The following is an 18,861-nucleotide window of genomic DNA, read 5'->3' as shown; positions in this document are numbered from 1 at the left end:
TATGTTAAGAGGTTTATCGACAGCAGCATCCGGAATGTACGCACAGCAACGTAAGACAGATTTAATCACGAATAATCTAGCCAATATGAATACGCCTGGCTACAAAGAGAGCCAATCTGCCATACGAGCATTTCCAGAAATGCTACTCCAAAAAGTAGGTGGAATGGAAAAGCCTAATCTACCTAGGGAAGTAGGATCCATCAATACAGGTGTGTACATGCAGGAAACAATGCCAAAATATGTACAAGGTGACCTTCATGAAACGAATCAAAACACTGATTTAGCTCTTACAAATGGACCAAATGGTTCTGTGTTTTTTACAGTTGAAGATCAAAATCAGGTTAAATATACGCGAAATGGTCGCTTTGTTTTAGATGGAGATGGAGTATTAACGACATCTGAGGGCTATCCTGTCCTGGATCGACAAGGGAACCAAATTACTTTAGATAGTGATCAATTCACGGTTACAGCAAATGGAACGATTATGGAAAATGAGAACCAAATTGCCCAGTTAGGGATTACATTAGCAACTGACCCTCAAGAACTTATCCAAGAAGGCACCGGCCTTTTACGCATAGAAGAAGGGGCTGTAGACCTTCCATTTGCCGATCAGGAGCCTTTTAGTGTGTCACAAGGCTTTTATGAGCGCTCAAATGTGGACTCGTCTCGAGCGATGACTGAGATGCTTAGTGCCTATCGATCGTTTGAAGCCAATCAGAAAATTGTACAAGCCTATGATAGGAGCTTAGATAAAGCCGTGAACGAAGTTGGCAAAGTGAATGGATAAAATGATATTTAGAGCTAAGGAGAGGCCATAGATGAGTCATATGATGACAACTGCAGTAAATACAATGAATCAATTGCAAAAACAATTTGATTTGATTAGTCATAATATCAGTAACTCCGATACAACGGGTTATAAAACACAAAATGCTTCATTTGCAGAATTAATGGTTCAATCCATTAATAATCAGTCTGCTCAAGAAAAAGAAACCGGAAGAGTATCAGCCTTCGGCATTCGCCAGGGAGTTGGAGCAAGGGTAACAAAAATGCCGATTAGCTTAGAGCAAGGCTCGCTAAAAACGACTGACCGTCCCTTGGATATTGCATTCACAAGTCCAAAGCAGTTTTTGAAAGTCTCTGATGACAATGCACTGCGGTTTACTAGAAATGGTGCTTTATACCTAATGCCGCTAGAGAACCAACCAGGCACTCAGCTGGTAAACCAAGATGGCCTTCCCATTTTAGACGAGAACAACAATCGAATTATTTTGCCAAATGAAATAAGCAATATCCAAATTAATGATCATGGTCAGTTAACGGCAGAAGGATTACTAGATCCCATTCATTTAGGGGTGATTGAAGTCAAGAAGCCGCAGTTACTTGAACAAAAAGGGGATTCTTTACTTGGTCTTCCAGATGACCCCAATGTCGAGCCGGGGGAGATCTACACGGATTTAACGAATGCCGCTGGACTTCGAGGAGATATTGGTATGCAGCAACAAACACTCGAGAATGCGAATGTTGATATCGGAGTTGAATTATCAAATATGACGATGGTGCAACGTGCTTTACAATTTCAATCAAGATCTATTTCAATATCAGATCAAATGATGGGAATTATCAACAACATTCGTTAAAATATGATATGATAAAGTGGAACTTCTATTAAACTGGGACAACATATATAGATTGTGTTAGAGTGTCCGTATAGAAGTCACTGAACACTTAGCAAGTAAATTTTTCGTTTTAATTATTCTTACTAATTAAAACAAAGGAGTTTTTCGCAAGATGGCCAATCAAATCAGCCAAGAGAAAGTTCAGTCAAAAGAAGAACGGACAAAGAAAAAACATGATAAGAAGATTGAAAAGCAAGCAAGTAAAGAGGAGAAGCGGTCTAAACAACGAGTTCGTATTAGGCTTATTCCGATATGGCTTCGCTTGGTTTTAATCATCATTCTTTTTTCGGCTAGTCTTGCAAGTGGACTGATGATTGGTTATGGAGTCATGGGCGATGGAGTTTCTAAGGATGTTTTTAAAAAGAAAACGTGGACCCATATTATTGACTTAGTAAAAGAAGACAAGTAAAGGAAGACTCGAAACATATATGAGCAAGCTGGCGTAATGTTTGTGTTGCGCTTTTAGCTAGCTCTTCCATACATAATTGAATAAAAGGAGATGGCAGAATGTTAGATATTCAACAAATTAAGGACATTATTCCTCATCGCTATCCTTTTCTGTTAGTAGACCGAGTGTTGGAAGTGGACGCGGGAAAAAAAGCGGTTGCCATCAAAAATGTGACTGCAAATGAGCCCTTTTTCAATGGTCATTTTCCAGAATATCCTGTCATGCCAGGCGTTCTAATTGTGGAAGCTTTAGCGCAAACAAGTGGTATCGCGATGATGCAAACTTCAGAAAATGAAGGGAAGCTTGGCCTATTTGCAGGGATTGACAAGTGCCGATTTAAGCGCCAAGTTGTACCTGGAGATCAACTAAAGCTTGAAGCAGAAATTACGCGTATGAGAGGTTCGATCGCAAAAGCAAATGTGAAGGCAACCGTAGATGATGAATTAGTCTGTGAAGCGGAAATCATGTTTGCGATTCAGAAAATCTAATAGTAGAAGAGGCTGAGACATAACTAATGCTAACATTCAAAGCCGAACAATGTATTGCCTTAGCGGAGGAAATATACGAGACTCCAGCGGGAAAAAAGACATCGGTGAGATCCCGGAGTGCGAATGAGGATCAAAGGCTAAGTACGCGCCGTCCTGGCGCAACGCCTTCGTGACTTACATCCTGTATACCTGAGGAAGCTCACCAGCCGCCCGCGGAAAGCGAAGTATATTTCCGAAGCGGGGATATGCATCTAGCAGTTCGGTTTTATCTTGAGTGAAAAACTTTTGTCTTAGCCTCTTTATTTTCTAACCAACTTTTTATAAGTCTCAACTGCAAAATCTTTGTAAGGATTGTCGGGAAATGTCTTCATATTTTCTACGGCATATTTTGTTAGCTCTTTAGCGTTTTTCAAGGCCATCTATTATAAGAAAGGCACATCCAGAATTGGAAATAAGTAAGGCTAAAGCGACAGAAAGTTCTGTTTAACAAAATGTTGAATGAGCATTAAAATGAAGTAAGTTTTGTTCGCTTCTTTAAGTGGAAAAAAGGTTACCAAATTTTGTAGAAAGTTTTTTGCAAGGTTTTACCGATTTTGGGAAAGCTAATATCAGGCTACGGGCGATGCTATATTTTATGGATATAACAAAGCCAAAAAAATTCCGCTTATATGGGGCAAATCTGAAAGGAGCTTACCAAAATGAATATGAAATGGACAAAGTTTTTAGGAGCAGCGGCATTGGCCTCGATATTATTAGTAGGATGTGGGAATAATGATAATGATCAAAATCCTCCACCTCCGACAAATGATAACGAAGTTGATGACAATGGAATGAATGACAATGGTGTTAACGACGACAATGGAATGGAAGATAACGGTGTCAATGACAACGGCGTCAACGATGATAATGGTGTCAATGATGATACGGATATGAATGATACGGACATGGATAATGATTTAGAGGGAAATGACAACATCAACAATGATAATGATATGAACAATGATAACAATATGAAGGATGACGATAAGAGGTAAACAAAGCAGGGGGAATTTCTCCTGCTTTTTCCTTTGGGGTTTGGGAATGTATATCTGGCGGCTAGAAAATTCACAATAATATTTTGGGAAGTCGAAGGAATATTACCGAAGAATAACTCATATAGAGCAACGGGCTCCGCCCACTTATATAGCAAAAGGGACGTCCTAGTCATCTGTAGGCAGCGACTAAGACGTCCCAAAACATCAAGGGGCAAGAATTTCTTTCAAGCTTTCGATATTTTTATTCATAATGCTAAAATAATCTTCTTTATTTTTTACGTCATCTTCTGTTATATACTCCAAGTTATGAAGTGTTACAATTGTCGTCCCTGTTTCTTTTTGGACAATATCAGCAATTTTTGTGAGAGGAGTTTGATCATAGACAATATAGTTAATATCATGTTCATCAGCTGTTTCGATAATGTTTTGCAACTGTTTTTGCGATGGCTCATTTTCCGGGCTTAATCCTGAAATGCTAATTTGCTCAAGGCCATAACGGTGCTCCCAATATCCATAAGCAGCATGGGAAACTAAGATTTCCGGGTGTTCTGCACCTTCAACCGTTGTTCTCAACTCATCATCGAGATTCTCTAAATCTTGTTTTACAGTTTGATAGTTTTCTTCAAAATCCTCTTTGGCGGAGGGCATTGCCTCTATTAGAGCATTTTTTATATTTTCTGCCATGCTGATCGCATGATTTGGATCTAGCCAAATATGTGGATCATGGTCGTGGTTATGATCATGTTCTCCCTCATGATGATCATGATCTGCGTGTTCATCTTCATCCCCATCATCATGTCTATGTTCCCCTTCATGATCTGTATGCTCATCTTCACCATCATGATGGTCATGTCCATGACCTTCCAATAATTTGATTCCTTCTGAAGCTTCTACTAAAGTGACATTTTCATTTGTAAAGATGTCCTTAGATTTATCAATGAAAGGCTCTAGGCCAGATCCGTTAAAGATAAATAAGTCTGCATCGGCTATTTCCATCATCTTTTTCATCGTCGGTTCAAAAGTATGAGCATCTGCTCCGACGGGATAGACACTTTTCACTTGAACATGTTCTCCGCCAATTTTCTTTGTGAAGTCTTCTATTGCAAAGATCGTAGTAAATACTGTTAAGGGCTTATTCTCTTTTTCTGTGGCCTCTGATTTAGTAGAAGAAGCTGTCTGACAACCACTAAGAAAAATGCCGATCAACAAAACCAATATCAAAAAAATGGATTTTCTTTTCATATATCCTTTTCCTTTCTAACATTTGTAAAATAAAATTGGTATTTTTTTCTTCTAAGAGAATAGATTTAAAGTAAATAGTAACTATTACGATTTATTTAGCATTAACAGGGATTAAGTCTCCACTGATTAAAGTTTCACTTTATAAAGTGTTGCGGTCCTATGAATATACTAACTCTGATTCGGATAAGACCAATTCATAAGTAATGTCTAATAGAAAGCAAAGGGCAATTTTTCATAGCAACAACCGTAATCATTACGATCTGTATCGTATAATAAAAAAACTAAATTGGCAAGTACTTTTTTAGCAATGGAAAAAATTTATAAAAAATAGCGAAAGGATGGAGAGACAAATGAAATTGAAAACAAGCATGAAAACTGATAAAAGAATCCCTGTCTATGTGTTAGGTGGTTTTTTGGGAAGTGGAAAAACGACCGTTTTATTACATATGCTTCAATACTGTGAGCAAATGGGCTGGAAGCCGGGGGTTATTTTAAATGAATTAGGTGAGGCCAATGTAGAGGGGCATCTATTTCATAATAAAAAAGTATATGAGTTATTAAATGGATGTATTTGTTGTACAATTCAAGACGATTTAAAGGAAACGATGGATACTCTTATTTCTGAGATTACACAGCAGCCATTAGATATCTTATTTATTGAAGGAACAGGGGTGGCCAACCCTCTTGAGATCCAAGAAGTCATGTCAAGTACACCCTATATCGATCAATTTCAACTAATGTCGATTATTACGGTAATTGATGCGAGTCATTTTTTAGAATATCAAAGTATTTTTTCGAGTTCTGCAGAAGTTCGTCATTTGTTAGAGGAGCAGATTGTTTGTGGGAGCTTATTATTACTTAATAAAACAGATGTTGTTTCGATTGAGCAGCTTAAAAAGCTAAAACAAAAGGTAATGAAAATAGCTGGAGATAAAAAGGTCATAGTGGAGAGTGCATATGGAGAAGTGGATCCGGCTCTTCTCTTTGAGCAACGAATTCAATCTATCGTGTTTGACAATAAGGCAACACACAATGCTCATCATCATCATTCTAGCGTGAAGGCGATTAAGTTAGATGAGCTTCCTGCCTTCAACCAGAGGAAGTTTGAGAAATGGATAAAGCAATTACCTGATGGTGTTTTACGTGGAAAAGGGTTTATCAAACTTGAAGGATCTGATGATCTCTTCAGCTTTCAATATGCAGCAAAAAAGGTAGCATTTGCTCCAATTTCGGCTTCGTTAGAACGAGAGGCTGTAATCAATTTAATTGGCATTGGAATAGAAGAAAAACAGATTCAACAATCCTATAAGAAATTAATCACACAGTGAAAATAACTAAGGATAGGAGTGTAAAGATGCGTGCACATGTAAATGGATGGGTAAGAGATGGAGTCGAGATCGTGCTTATGGGAGTGTTGATATGCATATTTTTATTCGCAGATATGATGAATATAGAAGAAACCATTTCGAAATCAATGTTGAATGTAAATACAATTTTCTTAAGCATTGTCTTAGAAGCTCTTCCATTTGTGCTGATTGGTGTATTTGTGTCAGCTTTGATTCAAACCTTTTTATCAGAGGAAATGGTGCAGAGGCTCATACCAAAGAACCCTCTGCTCGCTATTTTGCCTGCAGTCCTTGTGAGTGCGGTTTTCCCTGTATGTGAATGCGCGATTATCCCTGTTGTCAGAAGGTTAATGAAAAAGGGGATGCCATTACATGTTGGCGTTATTTTTATCGTGGGAGCACCAATATTAAATCCGATTGTCTTTGCGTCTACTTATTATGCTTTCCAAACTACCCCAAGCATTGCCTATGCGAGAATGATCTTGGCGTTTGTTTTAGCTATGATCATTGGGTTAGTAACCTATCTATTTTTTCGGAATCGTAACCAATTAAAATGGACAAGGAATGAGTTGGTGGACAAGCTGACAGAATCAAGGGGAGTCCAAACGAATAAACTAAAATCTACCTTTTATCATGCAAGTGATGAGTTTTTTGATATGGGGAAATATCTAATTATCGGTGCTCTCATTGCTAGTCTTTTTCAAACGTATTTAGATCGAGAGGTGTTAATTCAATTAGGGACCAATGATGTGTCTTCTCCATTGGTGATGATGGGACTTGGTTTTATATTATCCTTATGTTCCGAAGCAGATGCATTTGTCGCTTCCTCATTTTCTCATACTTTTTCGACTGGATCATTGTTAGCTTTTTTATTATATGGCCCGATGTTAGATCTAAAGAATACGATTATGTTATTTGCCTATTTTCGAGCAAGATTCGTCATTGGCTTCATGATCATTGTGACAATATCCGTTTATCTTATCATTTTAGGCTATCAATTGTATGTGTGAGGTGTGTTGATGCAAAAAAGAAGGGATTTTAGTTATCATATTCTATTTCAGGGAATTATTCTGATCGGCTTTTTTCTATTAATATTTAAATTGATTGTCACCGGAAATATCCACTATTTTATAGCACCCAAGATGGTGCCTTTCGCCTATTTTTCCGTAATAGTTTTGTTTATATTAGGTGTGATCCAAATATGGAGAGGAACATCAGGGAAAATTGAGGACGTCTATTGTGGCTGTGGTTTCATCCATGATCAAGGGAGTTCTTTCCTACATTCACTAGTTGTTTACACATTGTTTATTTGCCCGGTTTTAACTGGTCTGATATTTCCCAATACAGCGTTAGACAGTTCTGTTGCAGCAAATAGAGGGATCAAATATGGATCAGGATTATACACGAAACCACCTGAAGTGAAGGGAAACTTAGCAGAGGAGTATTTACAAGGCCCTGAAGCATATATGGAAAATTCAGATGGAAAAATTGATGAACAGGGTGCTGATCAAGAGATAGGATCGAATGATCATGTTGAGATGGAAAATAATAATGTAGTGTACATGACAATAGAAGAAATGGATCAATTAGCAAAAGAACTTGAGAACAGCGAAAAAATCACTCTAGACGAAAAACGCTATCTTGCCATTATGGACCTTTTACACACAGATCCCCAATTGTTTATCGGGAAGGAATTGGAACTAGTTGGATTTGTCTATAAAGAGCCAGATTTTGAAGAAGATCAATTTGTCGTTGCGCGATTTGCTGTTTCTTGCTGTGTTGCAGATGCTTCCGTCTATGGTTTAGTTGCCTCGATTACAGAAGCCTCCTCATTACACGTTGATCAATGGGTGAAAGCAACCGGAACATTAGACACCATAAAATTGGATGGGTGGGAACTTCCATTTCTCCGGATCACACAGTTAGAAAAAATTGACCAGCCAGATAATCCCTATGTGTATGAAGTTTATACTCAGCTGACTGAATAATGGCTTTCTACAGGACGAGAGTAGCATTACCTGCTCGCAGGAATGCTACTCTCGTCCTGTAGATCAGGAGTATATCGGGAATTTAGCTTGTGGACAGAATATTGGTAAGCGCAAGGGGCGGGGGTGGCTGTGACGAAAATGAGAGGCCTGCTCAAAAATCGTAAGGGCGAAGGGCTTGGCCGTGACAAAATAGGGAGGGGTGCCAAAAAGCGTAACGGCACGAGCCTCTGCCGTTCCCGAAAGTCGGAGAAGTCGGAAAAAGCGTAACGGCGATGGTCTCCGCCGTTCCCGAAAGTCGGAGAAGTCGGAAAAAGCGTAACGGCGATGGTCTCCGCCGTGCCCGAAAGTCGAAGAAGTCGGAAAAAGCGTAACGGCGGGAGCCACCGCCGTTCCCGAAGCCGAAGAAGTCAGTAAAAGCGTAACGGCCTGCATCCTCGCCATCCTTAATGCTTCTTATCCAAACAATAAAATTTCCTCAGCAAAATTCAGACCTAGCTCCTCAATTTTTCATTATCTTTACTCGCCTTTTTTGTCCTCATGCGGTTTTTAAATTCAGCTCTTAAAGCCTCACCATTGTAGCCTTCCTTGATCAATTCATTTAACAGCAGCTCTAAATATTCAATGCGCTTTTTGCTTAGTTTACCTTTTAACAACACACTAATATGCTGATCCAATTCTTGAATGGAATGAACTTGTACTGTAAACGGTGCAGGATCATTTCCTGAATGTGTAATCACGACTCTAATTTCAAAGGGATCCTGGTTTTGATATTTCTCCTGAAAGCTTTGTCTAAATTGCTTATCAATGTAAGCCTCTATAATCCATTCTCCATCTTCACTTTCCATATTAATCACCAATCCATCTGTTAAAGGAATTTCGATGGCTTGCTGTTGATCCATTAGTTGAAGAGCTATAATTTTAAAGCTTTTCAAACCAATCCCCTCCATTCGGGCCTTTCCTAAAATTATAGCATGATTTTTGCGATTTTTAAAAATTCCTTAGAAAAGAGGCTTTCATTTTAAATGAAGTGGCAAAATTAGCTTTTTGGTGGATAAAACTCAATTTTTTACCGGAAAATAGGGCGAAAAATTGCTTTTTGCTGATTTTACGAAGGGAACAATGTCCGCTATGATATGAATATCTTGTCGAAAAGGAGGAGGAAATGGTGATTAATCAGGTAACCTTGGTCGGGCGATTAACGAAAGAACCTAGTCTTCGCTATACAATGGAAGGAAAAGCTGTGCTTAATGTGACAATTGCCCTCAATCGGATATTTAAGAATGCTCAAGGAGAGTATGAAGCAGATTTTGTTCTTTGTACATTATGGGGGAAAACCGCTGAAAATACATCGAAGTTTTGCAAAAAAGGTTCCCTTATTGGCATTACAGGAAGAATTCAAACAAGACATTATGAAAACCAAGAAGGAAAGAGAGTCTATGTCACAGAGGTATTGGCCGAGTCAGTAAAATTCATGGATAAAAAGTCAACTCAAGAAAAGGCCTTTTAGAATAGCACGCCCCGGAATTTGTCGAAACAAAATACTTGGAGGTGAACACTTGGTTAGGGAAAATGAGAATCATTCGGTGGAGATGATGGTTGGTGATCTTATTTTGAAGTTAGGAAAAGCTAATCACGAATTACATGAATTAAAAGCTCGAGTGGCTCACCTGGAAAGTCTCCTGCAGAAACCGCATATAAAGAGTTCCCCAAATTCCACCCCCAATGTAGAGAGAAAAATGGCACAATAAATTACTCCTTATGTGCCAATTACTAATCCTCATAATACCCTCATGGAAAAAGACTGTACCAAGTGGAATGGCGCAGTCTTTTTTTTATACATTAATGGGTATTATCTTTGATGAGCTTTGTTATGAAAGCTTTTGCTTGTGCATCATTCATAATATCTGAGGCATCTCCATATAAAAGCTTTGCTGCCTCTGAAAGAAGTGCTGATAAATTTCCGTCGGCTGCACTTATCGCATTCCAGCGTAGATGCAGAGGCAACCATGTTTCTGGGAATAAAGCCGGGTCTTCTAATAGTCCATCCACTTCTTTTTCACAGATACCACGTACGAGAAAATCAGCTCGTATTTCTTGTTTTTCTTGCTGAAATTGTTTTTCTCTTTCTTTTAACGCTGTTAGAAACTCAGTCATTTTTTCTTGGTTCAAAGAATCACTAGACATAGGAAGGACCTCTTTCTTAAGTCTACAGGACGTAGGGTACAAAGGCTTGCAACAGGATATCGATTGAGACTGGATGTAGACGTCATCTCGCTCCAGCGCCTAGCCCCGAGAGGCTCGCAGGCCGACGCGCGAACTTAGCTTTTCTTCTATATCATGGCGCCTTGCGCTTTTCTTTCATGCAGCTCCAGCGCCCAGCAAATTTTCAACTTCTGCTTGCGTAAGTCAACATCCATTCGCTTTCCAAGCTTATGGTGTTTCCTTTATCTCGTCAGAAGCTTAAAAAGTTTGTACACTAAACGGGCGCTTGCGCATTTGTTCTTGTTTAGAAAACTATAAAATTGTAGCTTGCGGATAAATTGCTTATCTTGCAGTTGGTGTCTAGCTCCAGGCGCCATCGGCTCGAGGTCAAATAACCTGAGCCAATGAAAGTCAAACAACGCCTTTCTTTGTCTCAGAACATTTGCTTGTCGCCGATAGGCGGGCGCCTTGCGCTTTTCTTGATTAAGCCAAGGATAGTAAGGAACGTAATTCATCATTCGATAATTCTGTTACCCATTGATCACTGCGAATAATCTCTTCATTAAGAGCTTGCTTTTTCTCTAGCATCATATCGATTCGTTCTTCCAGTGTTCCTGTTGTAATAAATTTATGCACATGAACAAAGCGATCTTGACCAATTCGGTAGGCACGGTCGGTCGCCTGATTTTCAACGGCAGGGTTCCACCAGCGATCATAATGGATCACATGATTGGCTGCTGTTAAATTCAGCCCTGTTCCACCAGCTTTTAAGGATAAAAGGAAGAAAGGAAATTCTCCTGCTTGAAATCGAGCGACATATTCATCTCTTTTTGCTTTTGGCATACTTCCATTTAAGAAAGGGACCTGAATCGAAAATCGTTGCTGCAAAAGGTGACGAATCATTTCTCCCATTTGAATATATTGAGTGAAAATAATTCCGGCTTCTCCTCTTTCCACAACCGTATCAGCTAACTCGACTAATGTCTTCATTTTATTTGAGCGATCAAGCGTCCTTTCGGGCGGAGTTTCTTTTAAATACAGAGCAGGATGATTACATAATTGCTTTAAGCGATTTAACATCTGTAAAATTAGCCCCTTACGCTCAAAAAAGCTCAAGGTTTCAATTTTTGAGAAGGTTTCTTGTACTAGATCCTCATACAGGGCAGCCTGTTCTGCTGTTAAGGCACAGTATTCCTTTTGTTCTAGCTTTTCTGGTAGATTTAATTCCACTTCTGGATCTCTTTTTGTTCTCCTTAATAAAAAAGGCTTAATCAATCGCTGTAATTCCTTGATTTTTACTTCAGAATTATCCTTTTCAATCGGAGAAATATACTTCTTTTGAAATTGACCAAAGGTTCCTAGATAGCCATGATTAATAAAGTCAAAGATGGACCATAATTCAGCTAATCGATTTTCCATTGGTGTCCCTGTCAAGGCGATATGATGAACACCTTTTAATTTCCGAATTGCTCGAGATTGCTTTGTTTCGGCATTTTTAATATTTTGTGCCTCATCAAGGGCAATGGTTCCCCAATCAACCGTTGAGAATTCTTCAAAATCAAGATGGGTTAATCCATAACTGGTTAGCACCACATCGGCATTTTGAATGCTATCAGGGAAAGCATTATCCTTTGGGCGATTTGGTCCATAGTGAAGAACAACCTTAAGACTAGGAGCAAACCTCTCTAATTCGCGTTGCCAATTCCCGAGCACTGTTGTTGGGCAAATAATCAGGGCAGGTTGCTTGCTTACAAGCTCATTTTTCACGTGAAGCAAATAGGCAATAAGCTGAATTGTCTTCCCTAATCCCATATCATCGGCTAAACAAGCTCCAAATCCAAACTGACGTAGAAAGGCAAGCCAATCAACGCCAAGCCTTTGGTAAGGTCGTAACGCCCCCAATAAATGAGGTGAAATCTGAATAGAAGGAATATCATCTAATGTATGAAGTTGTTTGAGCATTTTTTTAAGTGATTGATTGAGTTCGATCTTAATTTGAGCAAAGGCACGTGGATCGAATTCCTCCTCTGGAGTAGAAGCAAGTTCCTCCTCAGCCTCCATGGCAAAAATGTCCTGCATTCGTAAGCCTTCTTTTTTTGCTTGGGTCATCAATGCTTGAAGATGGGCAATCATCTTTGGATCAAGCTTCACCCAGCGACCGCGAACTTTCACGAGTCGACGTTGTTCTTGAACAAGCTTCTGAAATTCTTCTTCTGATAGTTCAGCTCCATTCATGGAAAAACGCCAGTTAAAATTAAGCATGGCATCTAAGCCAACAAAGGAAGGCCGATATTGTGTACCTGTTTGTTTTATACGTGCTTTCACAGTTAAATTTGCTTCTCGCATGGCTTCCCACCAGCTTGGTAGAAGAATGTCAACACCAAGCGAAAGCAATTTTTCACTCGCCTCCGTTAAGAAATCCCAAGCTGCAGCTTCTTCAAGGCTTTTTGTAATTCCTTGCTCACCTTCTAACCAAGGGAATAGCTGAATCCAACGCTTCTCTTCCTTTGCTACATTTTCTAGATAAGGTTGCCAACGCTTGGGAGGCTTCTCATCAGTCGTATAGACTTTTTCTGGATTTTTTACATCTCGAAGGACGGTCTCCAATCCCCATGGTTCCTCATCTGTATCAGGTTCTACTAAACGAAGTCCGATGGAGAAAGGCAGGTTCTCCTCAGAAAGATTGGCCCATTCACTCCATTTTTCTTCGTCGAAATACGTATTTAACTCTTCCGCTACTAATGGCCCATCCTGCAAGGTGGACAATTTTTCCGCTAGCTGTGGATGACGATAGCCATTCTCTAGGTATTGAGTTAAAGCATAATGATAAAACCTTGAAATGAAGGATTGAATCGATTCATCAAATAAAGTTTGCTCCCAAAAGCTATCTTGAAATTCATCCCAAACAAGGGAAGGGACTTTCCATGTAAATAAAGCCTCTTCCTCGTCAGAAAAATGAGGATTCCAGTGTCCACTTTGGATCGCTTCAAGGATAATGGGGGCTACATTTAGTAATGCTTCTTCTGGCTCCTCCCAGATCCACTGAATAAACGGACTAAAACTCTCTCTTCCTAATAATGTTAAAAGTTCATAACTAGTTAAGTGAATGCCCTCTATATGATTAAGGGTTTCTATATTTAAAAAAGAACCGTAAAAGCTTTCCTCATGCCAAAGAAAGAGGTTAGGCTGCCAGTCAGTGACATCCACCCCTTCACCCTGTTGATTTTCAGCATAAAGAAAGAAAGCATCATCAGCGAGTGGTCGGATATGCAGTTGCCATTGATCATTATTCCTCATGAATTAACTTTCCTTTCCGGCACTCTTCTTGAAAAGCACGTAATCGTTTTGTTTTCTTTAATAAAGTAGATAAGTAAAACTCCCACTGATCTAAATTCTTTTCTTTTCGATAAACGGTTCGTAACTTTTTTAAGTAACGGACTGCTTTTTTATATGAATCCCGGTTACGGAGATCAACTTGTTCGATAACCGCAGCATGGTAAAGTGGTTTAATGGCAGCAGGATCTTGCTTGGCTACAGTTTCTAGTGTAGCACGATCAATAAAATCAATTGTATCGCCCATATACACCTGAAGCGCGACCCATTTTCGGTAATCCTGTTTGTTGAGCAAATATTCATTATAGCGAAAGCGACTATAGGGCAGTAAAGTTGTATATAGTCGTTCGATTAGCGAAGCATCTATTTTCGTTAAAGTTTCCTCATCCATTGTTTCGTATAATGTACGAGTAAACTGAATTTTTTCCTGTGGTAACGTTAAGCTTGTAATATACTGCTCAATTTGCCGAATAAATTCTGGAATAAATGGTGCGATTCGTTCCTTTGGCAACCATTCAAAGCAGCTCAATACATATGGTGCAATATTGGCGCCATAACTTTTTATTCTTTGCAGGGCTAATTCATCTTTTTCCAATAAAATTGATAAGTGAATAAGCCCAATTTGTATCCGCGGCCGTTCTAGATCACTATTATGTTGAAGGTGATTCCATTCTTCCGCTCTTTCTTGCTTCTTCTTAAACAGCGATGTCCAAATTAATAAGTACATAAGCGTAAAGCTTGCGTCAAAAGCTGTTTCCTTTTCTAATAATCGGGTGCTATGACTGCGTAAATAATGTAAGTACTCATCAAAGGCAAATGGAGAAGCAGTTGCTGACAATGTGGTGATTGCTTCTTTTGCTTCTTCCACCATTTTTTCCGAGAAAAATGACATTTCATCCATTCTGGCGGAATTTGTGGCAAGAGAATCGATCATATTTAAGGATTCAAAAGCAGCAAACAGTTGAAATAACGGCCGCCATTCCCGTTCAATCGGTGCAAGGCCAAGCAAACGCTGGTAACGAGTCCGGACCCATTCCTGCAATTGATAGATATTTTGTGGAGGAACATCAGAATAAGCTTGTTGAACACGCTTGACCCATTGTGTTGGACCACTTTCTGGATTGGGTGATGGCTGTTGTAATAGATCCGAGCCACGCTTTAAGCTAGAAAGGATATCTTCCACTTCCCAATGAGCCTTCCATTCCTGAGTCCATGTAAAAATATTTTGTGCTTTACTTAAAATCGCAAAAAATAGGGCGAGTTGATGACGGCATATGCCTTGCTCTGGACAAGTACATGTATTTCGTTCCATTTCCTCAAAATAAAGTTCGACTGAAACGGTACTAACATCGCGGACATTGCCGACCATCTTTTTATGGCTAAACTTGACGTTATATACATTTTGCTCGCGAAAAAGCATCATCCCTCTTTGGACCATTCGTTGATGCACGTCTGTCCTCGGATCCAGCTGATTCTGTAATTCTTTACTATATGATTGTATAGATTTTAACAAGCCCTGATTATATATCATCACAAACCTCCAAATCCTTATTATACCGTGATTTGAGAAAATAAAAAAGAGGGGGGGAGATTAACGCTAACATGCATGTCATTGACAAAGAAAAAAACTATTTCTATGATAGAATTAAGAGGATGTTCGAAAAGTCTTGTAAAAATGTCACCTCGAGATAAAGGATCTTCGACTAAGCACCGACATGTCCTGTGAACAACGACATCAGCGGTTCTAGCCGGATTGGTCCTTTTTACCCTTCTTTTTGAACACGCAATTCAAGAGAAAAGGAAAACGATTGATCGAAAATTCGTAAGAAACAGTCGGTTTTTGAAAGGAATTAAAAAAGATGGAACATGTATCAGGTTTATTTAGGTGGATATATGAAATAGGCGATGGGTTAGCGAGGTTGATTTATTTACATATCCTTTGGGTGCTTTTCACCTGTTTAGGACTTGGTGTTTTTGGTATTTTTCCGGCAACCGCGGCCATGTTTTCTGTCATTCATAAATCAATCGAAAGAAAACGGGGAGAATCGATCTTCCGAACCTTTTATTCGAGTTATAAGAGTCAGTTTTTAAAAGCCAATGGCTTTGGATTCATTATTACAGCATTTGGTCTCTTTTTATATTGGGATGTCACCATTTCAAAACAGGTAATTCAATCTGCTATTTTGCACGTAATTCTACTTGTTTTTTGTTTCTTCTATTTTATTACGGTCCTCTATTTCTATCCTGTTTTTGCGCGTTATGAATTGAAAGGCTTTCAGTATATAAAACAAGCTTTTCTCATCGCCATCAGCAGGCCGTTTGAGACGATCGCTATTATTCTTTGCTTACTTATTCTGTATTATGTTTTTGTTTTCATTCCCGTTTTATATGTATTCATGGGGGCGGCAATGTTGGCCTATCCTGTGATGTGGTTCGCTATGCGTGCTTTCATGGGAATTGAAAGGAAGAAATCGTGAAGTGGAAAGAGGGAATGAAATATGCTTGGAAAAATAGAAAAATCAAGCCTCATCTATAAATATATTATCTCTTATTTATTGGTGTTTTTAATTCCCTTTGTCTTTATGAGTGTGTTTATTTATTATAATTCTGTTTCAAGCCTGCGTACGGAAATTGAACAATCCAATATTAATAAATTAGAGCAAGTTGAAAATATGACAAATGAGCGGATCAAAGAATTGGAAAAGATTGCATCAAGCATTGCCTATGATCCGCGCTTAACTCCCTATATGATGAAACATGGGTATTATGGGAAAGAAGCACAGGATGAATTAAGAAAATATAAAGATAATAGCTCCATTATTCAAGAGCTCTTTGTGTATTTCCATAATCAAGGTCAATCGATTTATTCTTCTAATGGACTGTATTCTTTTACTACGCTTACCCAAAGAATTTATCAATTTGATACATGGGAAAAAGACAGCATGGTGCAACAGTTACACTCAGCCCAACCACTCATCCTGCCTGTTGGAGATGTAACTTTAAAAAATGGTGTAAGGGATCGGATGATTGCTTTCATTTTTCCGATTGCCCCAAACAATCCTAATCCATATGGATCTGTGATGTATTTTATCGAAGAATCGACTTTAACTGATATGATTGAAAATATCCTCGCTGATTTTAAAGGGAATACTTATATTTTAGATGAAAATCAGCAACTAATCGTCTCAGCAGTAAAGGGCGAAGAAATCTCATTCTCACAGCTTGATCCATCGCTCATCGAAAAAAAGGGAGTTCAGACGACGCGCATTAATGGACAGAAATATTCTTTGGTGACGGTCACTTCCGATATGAGTGGCTGGACTTTTGTGACACTGATGGATTCGGACCAGTTTTTCGAACGGGTTATTCATCGCGCAACATTTATCATTGTGCTGTTGATCATCATACTTCTAGTTGGTTTAGCTGCCGCTATTTTATTGGGGAAAAAGCAATATCGGCCGATTCAAGGCCTATTTGAATTTGCTAAAATGGGCAGTACAAAGACGTCAAATTGGGGTGGAGAAAACGAACTGGAAGCGATTCGTCAAACAATTACCACTATTTTTAAGGATCATAAAAGCTTATCAGAAACAGTAGATTTACAGAAACCGTATGCCAAAGAACAATTATTGACAAAAATGCTAAAAGAAAGTTTTCCGAATGAGCAGGAAATTGAGTCGATGCTGCGAGCCTTAAATATGACAATGAATGAAGGGCCTCATTTTGTAGCGATCGTTGAATTTCAAAAGGGAGAATATGAAGGGAACCAACAAAATTGGGAGCAATTCATTGATTCTCTGTCCCAACTTACATTACCAAATGCAACAGTAAACGGCGTTGATTTACTATACCAACAACATACTCTGGCATTTATTATAAGTCTAAAGGAAAAAGATGACCTTGAACAACAACGGCGTATGCTTGTGGAAACTCTTCAGCAGTTTATTCAGAAGCACTCACCGTTAAAAGTGCTAATTGTGACAGTAGGGACGAGTTACGAAAAGAAAAATCATATTAATCGTTCTTATATTGAGGCTTTGACTGTCTTAGATTATCAGTTTGCCGTCTCAGAGGGAAGGCTTGTATTTTTTGAAGAGTTAGGATCCCCAGGGGAGAAAGCGCTTGGCTACCCGAGGGAGGATCAAATGAAGTTGGCGCAAAGCTTGAAACAAGGAGATCAGGTAGTTGCCTTGGAAACCTTGCATACGATGCTATCGAATTTGGCTAAAGCAGAAATGTCTATTCAGGCATTAAAATATATTTGTTTCGACATTATCAACACCGTGATTAAGACAGCTATGGAGCTGCAACTAACGCTAAATTTGGACGATTATAAGGAACTGGGAGAATTTCAATCTGTCGAACAGCTTAGTCAACACCTTAGTCCCCTTATTTTAAAAATATGCCAAACAGTAGAAGATAAGACAGAAAACCGTAGTCAGCATCTACGTCGAGAGCTGCTGGAATATATTCAGGAGCATTATACAAGCTATGATTTAACTTTAGAAGGCATTGCCTATCATTTTGATTTATCCGTTCCATACCTAAGTAAATTTATCAAAGAACAAACAGGTGAAACCTTTACCCAATATGTTTTAACTTTACGTATGGAAGCAGTAAAAAAACAATTAAGGGAAACCAATCAACCGATTAAAGAAATTGTATCGAATGTTGGCTACAAAGATGTGGCCAACTTCACGCGGCGTTTCAAACAACTAGAAGGAGTCACCCCAGGACAATACCGAAAATTAAACCGGTGACAAGAAAAGCGCAAGCGCCTGATCAGCGACGTACAAACTTTCATAATAAGGATGAACGGCTAAAGACGCGCCGTCCTGGCGCAACGCCGTTCTGACCCACATCCTGTGGGCCTGAGATAAAGGAAACACCATGAGCTTGGAAAGCGAATGGATGTTGACTTATCGTAGGAAGAAACCGAAAGTTTGCTAGGGACAATCATGGCCTTGAGATCCCGCATCCCGCAAGGCGCGCAGCGACTGAGGAAGCTCAAGCCTTGCCCCGCGGAAAGCGTGCCCTGAAACGGAAGGCAACCGCACACCAACTTTTACATGCCTAGAAGAAGGGCTGTCACAGAAAAGCT

At 39.2% G+C, this 18,861-nt stretch carries 17 protein-coding genes; 12 read left to right on the top strand and 5 right to left on the bottom strand.

All coding sequences use genetic code 11. The features are described from left to right. Position 1: 1 nt before the first annotated feature. The 5 genes from IPU53_RS00625 to IPU53_RS00605 all read left to right on the top strand — a co-directional run bounded on the left by IPU53_RS00625 (position 2) and on the right by IPU53_RS00605 (position 3,649). The gene (locus IPU53_RS00625; RefSeq protein ID WP_207446357.1) at positions 2–787 is read left to right on the top strand and encodes a flagellar hook-basal body protein; all 786 of its coding nucleotides are present in this window, start codon (positions 2–4) and stop codon (positions 785–787) included. A 31-nt stretch (positions 788–818) separates the two neighbouring features. Next, a complete protein-coding gene (locus IPU53_RS00620) occupies positions 819–1,640 on the top strand; it encodes a flagellar hook-basal body protein (protein WP_207446356.1) in 822 nt (273 codons plus the stop codon). A gap of 151 nt (positions 1,641–1,791) precedes the next feature. Continuing rightward, entirely contained in the window at positions 1,792–2,088 is a 297-nt protein-coding gene (locus IPU53_RS00615; protein ID WP_207446355.1) for a DNA-directed RNA polymerase subunit beta, read from the top strand. Between the two features lie 98 nt (positions 2,089–2,186). Continuing rightward, positions 2,187–2,615, top strand: coding sequence for a 3-hydroxyacyl-ACP dehydratase FabZ (gene fabZ, locus IPU53_RS00610; RefSeq protein WP_207446354.1), 429 nt, complete (start codon positions 2,187–2,189; stop codon positions 2,613–2,615). 698 nt (positions 2,616–3,313) lie between these two features. Then, entirely contained in the window at positions 3,314–3,649 is a 336-nt protein-coding gene (locus IPU53_RS00605; RefSeq protein WP_207446347.1) for a hypothetical protein, read from the top strand. 204 nt (positions 3,650–3,853) lie between these two features. On the opposite strand, the gene IPU53_RS00600 is transcribed toward IPU53_RS00605, so the two are convergent. Next, positions 3,854–4,891, bottom strand: coding sequence for a metal ABC transporter solute-binding protein, Zn/Mn family (locus IPU53_RS00600; protein ID WP_207446345.1), 1,038 nt, complete (start codon positions 4,889–4,891; stop codon positions 3,854–3,856). A 350-nt stretch (positions 4,892–5,241) separates the two neighbouring features. Here IPU53_RS00600 and IPU53_RS00595 point away from each other — a divergent pair, with 350 nt between their 5' ends. From IPU53_RS00595 to IPU53_RS00585, 3 genes are read left to right on the top strand one after another with little or no spacing between them, the layout of a single operon-like run. After that, the gene (locus IPU53_RS00595) at positions 5,242–6,219 is read left to right on the top strand and encodes a CobW family GTP-binding protein (RefSeq protein ID WP_207446343.1); all 978 of its coding nucleotides are present in this window, start codon (positions 5,242–5,244) and stop codon (positions 6,217–6,219) included. A gap of 26 nt (positions 6,220–6,245) precedes the next feature. Beyond that, positions 6,246–7,247 carry a permease gene (locus IPU53_RS00590; protein WP_207446340.1) on the top strand — a complete coding sequence of 334 codons (1,002 nt, stop codon included), beginning with the start codon at positions 6,246–6,248 and terminating at the stop codon, positions 7,245–7,247. Positions 7,248–7,256: 9 nt separating this feature from the next. Continuing rightward, positions 7,257–8,225: a TIGR03943 family putative permease subunit gene (locus tag IPU53_RS00585; RefSeq protein WP_207446338.1), complete on the top strand. Its 969-nt coding sequence runs from the start codon at positions 7,257–7,259 to the stop codon at positions 8,223–8,225. 491 nt (positions 8,226–8,716) lie between these two features. Here IPU53_RS00585 and IPU53_RS00580 read toward each other — a convergent pair whose 3' ends face one another. Then, positions 8,717–9,157, bottom strand: coding sequence for a YwpF family protein (locus tag IPU53_RS00580; protein WP_207446336.1), 441 nt, complete (start codon positions 9,155–9,157; stop codon positions 8,717–8,719). A gap of 233 nt (positions 9,158–9,390) precedes the next feature. On the opposite strand from IPU53_RS00580, the gene ssb reads away from it, so the two are divergent. After that, entirely contained in the window at positions 9,391–9,732 is a 342-nt protein-coding gene (ssb, locus tag IPU53_RS00575; RefSeq protein WP_207446918.1) for a single-stranded DNA-binding protein, read from the top strand. Positions 9,733–9,781: 49 nt separating this feature from the next. Next, positions 9,782–9,973 (top strand): hypothetical protein, encoded by a 192-nt coding sequence (locus IPU53_RS00570; RefSeq protein WP_207446335.1) that lies wholly within the window; start codon positions 9,782–9,784, stop codon positions 9,971–9,973. Between the two features lie 91 nt (positions 9,974–10,064). Here the strand turns inward: IPU53_RS00570 and IPU53_RS00565 are convergent, their stop codons facing one another. The 3 genes from IPU53_RS00565 to IPU53_RS00555 all read right to left on the bottom strand — a co-directional run bounded on the left by IPU53_RS00565 (position 10,065) and on the right by IPU53_RS00555 (position 15,291). After that, positions 10,065–10,409, bottom strand: a complete 345-nt coding sequence (locus IPU53_RS00565) for a hypothetical protein (RefSeq protein WP_207446334.1) — start codon at positions 10,407–10,409, stop codon at positions 10,065–10,067. 501 nt (positions 10,410–10,910) lie between these two features. Continuing rightward, positions 10,911–13,724: a DEAD/DEAH box helicase gene (locus tag IPU53_RS00560; RefSeq protein WP_207446333.1), complete on the bottom strand. Its 2,814-nt coding sequence runs from the start codon at positions 13,722–13,724 to the stop codon at positions 10,911–10,913. Continuing rightward, positions 13,714–15,291 (bottom strand): SWIM zinc finger family protein, encoded by a 1,578-nt coding sequence (locus IPU53_RS00555; protein WP_207446332.1) that lies wholly within the window; start codon positions 15,289–15,291, stop codon positions 13,714–13,716. The genes IPU53_RS00560 and IPU53_RS00555 overlap by 11 nt, the downstream gene beginning before the upstream one ends. A 328-nt stretch (positions 15,292–15,619) precedes the next feature. Here IPU53_RS00555 and IPU53_RS00550 point away from each other — a divergent pair, with 328 nt between their 5' ends. Both IPU53_RS00550 and IPU53_RS00545 read left to right on the top strand, forming a co-directional pair. Beyond that, the gene (locus IPU53_RS00550) at positions 15,620–16,237 is read left to right on the top strand and encodes a YesL family protein (protein WP_207446331.1); all 618 of its coding nucleotides are present in this window, start codon (positions 15,620–15,622) and stop codon (positions 16,235–16,237) included. A gap of 21 nt (positions 16,238–16,258) precedes the next feature. Next, the gene (locus tag IPU53_RS00545; protein WP_207446330.1) at positions 16,259–18,520 is read left to right on the top strand and encodes a helix-turn-helix domain-containing protein; all 2,262 of its coding nucleotides are present in this window, start codon (positions 16,259–16,261) and stop codon (positions 18,518–18,520) included. Positions 18,521–18,861: the final 341 nt, after the last annotated feature.

The sequence above is a fragment of the Bacillus sp. SD088 genome (assembly GCF_017355205.1).
Lineage (GTDB): Bacteria > Bacillota > Bacilli > Bacillales > Bacillaceae_C > Lederbergia.
Note: the sequence above shows the minus strand (reverse complement) of the source record. Positions and strands in the feature narration are given on the sequence as shown.

Bases quoted from the DNA above. Each gene is read 5' to 3' on its own strand.
- IPU53_RS00625 (WP_207446357.1), top strand. From the start codon at position 2: ATGTTAAGAGGTTTATCGACAGCAGCATCCGGAATGTACGCACAGCAA.
- IPU53_RS00620 (WP_207446356.1), top strand. From the start codon at position 819: ATGAGTCATATGATGACAACTGCAGTAAATACAATGAATCAATTGCAA.
- IPU53_RS00615 (WP_207446355.1), top strand. From the start codon at position 1,792: ATGGCCAATCAAATCAGCCAAGAGAAAGTTCAGTCAAAAGAAGAACGG.
- fabZ (WP_207446354.1), top strand. From the start codon at position 2,187: ATGTTAGATATTCAACAAATTAAGGACATTATTCCTCATCGCTATCCT.
- IPU53_RS00605 (WP_207446347.1), top strand. From the start codon at position 3,314: ATGAATATGAAATGGACAAAGTTTTTAGGAGCAGCGGCATTGGCCTCG.
- IPU53_RS00600 (WP_207446345.1), bottom strand. From the start codon at position 4,891: ATGAAAAGAAAATCCATTTTTTTGATATTGGTTTTGTTGATCGGCATT.
- IPU53_RS00595 (WP_207446343.1), top strand. From the start codon at position 5,242: ATGAAATTGAAAACAAGCATGAAAACTGATAAAAGAATCCCTGTCTAT.
- IPU53_RS00590 (WP_207446340.1), top strand. From the start codon at position 6,246: ATGCGTGCACATGTAAATGGATGGGTAAGAGATGGAGTCGAGATCGTG.
- IPU53_RS00585 (WP_207446338.1), top strand. From the start codon at position 7,257: ATGCAAAAAAGAAGGGATTTTAGTTATCATATTCTATTTCAGGGAATT.
- IPU53_RS00565 (WP_207446334.1), bottom strand. From the start codon at position 10,409: ATGTCTAGTGATTCTTTGAACCAAGAAAAAATGACTGAGTTTCTAACA.
- IPU53_RS00560 (WP_207446333.1), bottom strand. From the start codon at position 13,724: ATGAGGAATAATGATCAATGGCAACTGCATATCCGACCACTCGCTGAT.
- IPU53_RS00555 (WP_207446332.1), bottom strand. From the start codon at position 15,291: ATGATATATAATCAGGGCTTGTTAAAATCTATACAATCATATAGTAAA.
- IPU53_RS00550 (WP_207446331.1), top strand. From the start codon at position 15,620: ATGGAACATGTATCAGGTTTATTTAGGTGGATATATGAAATAGGCGAT.
- IPU53_RS00545 (WP_207446330.1), top strand. From the start codon at position 16,259: ATGCTTGGAAAAATAGAAAAATCAAGCCTCATCTATAAATATATTATC.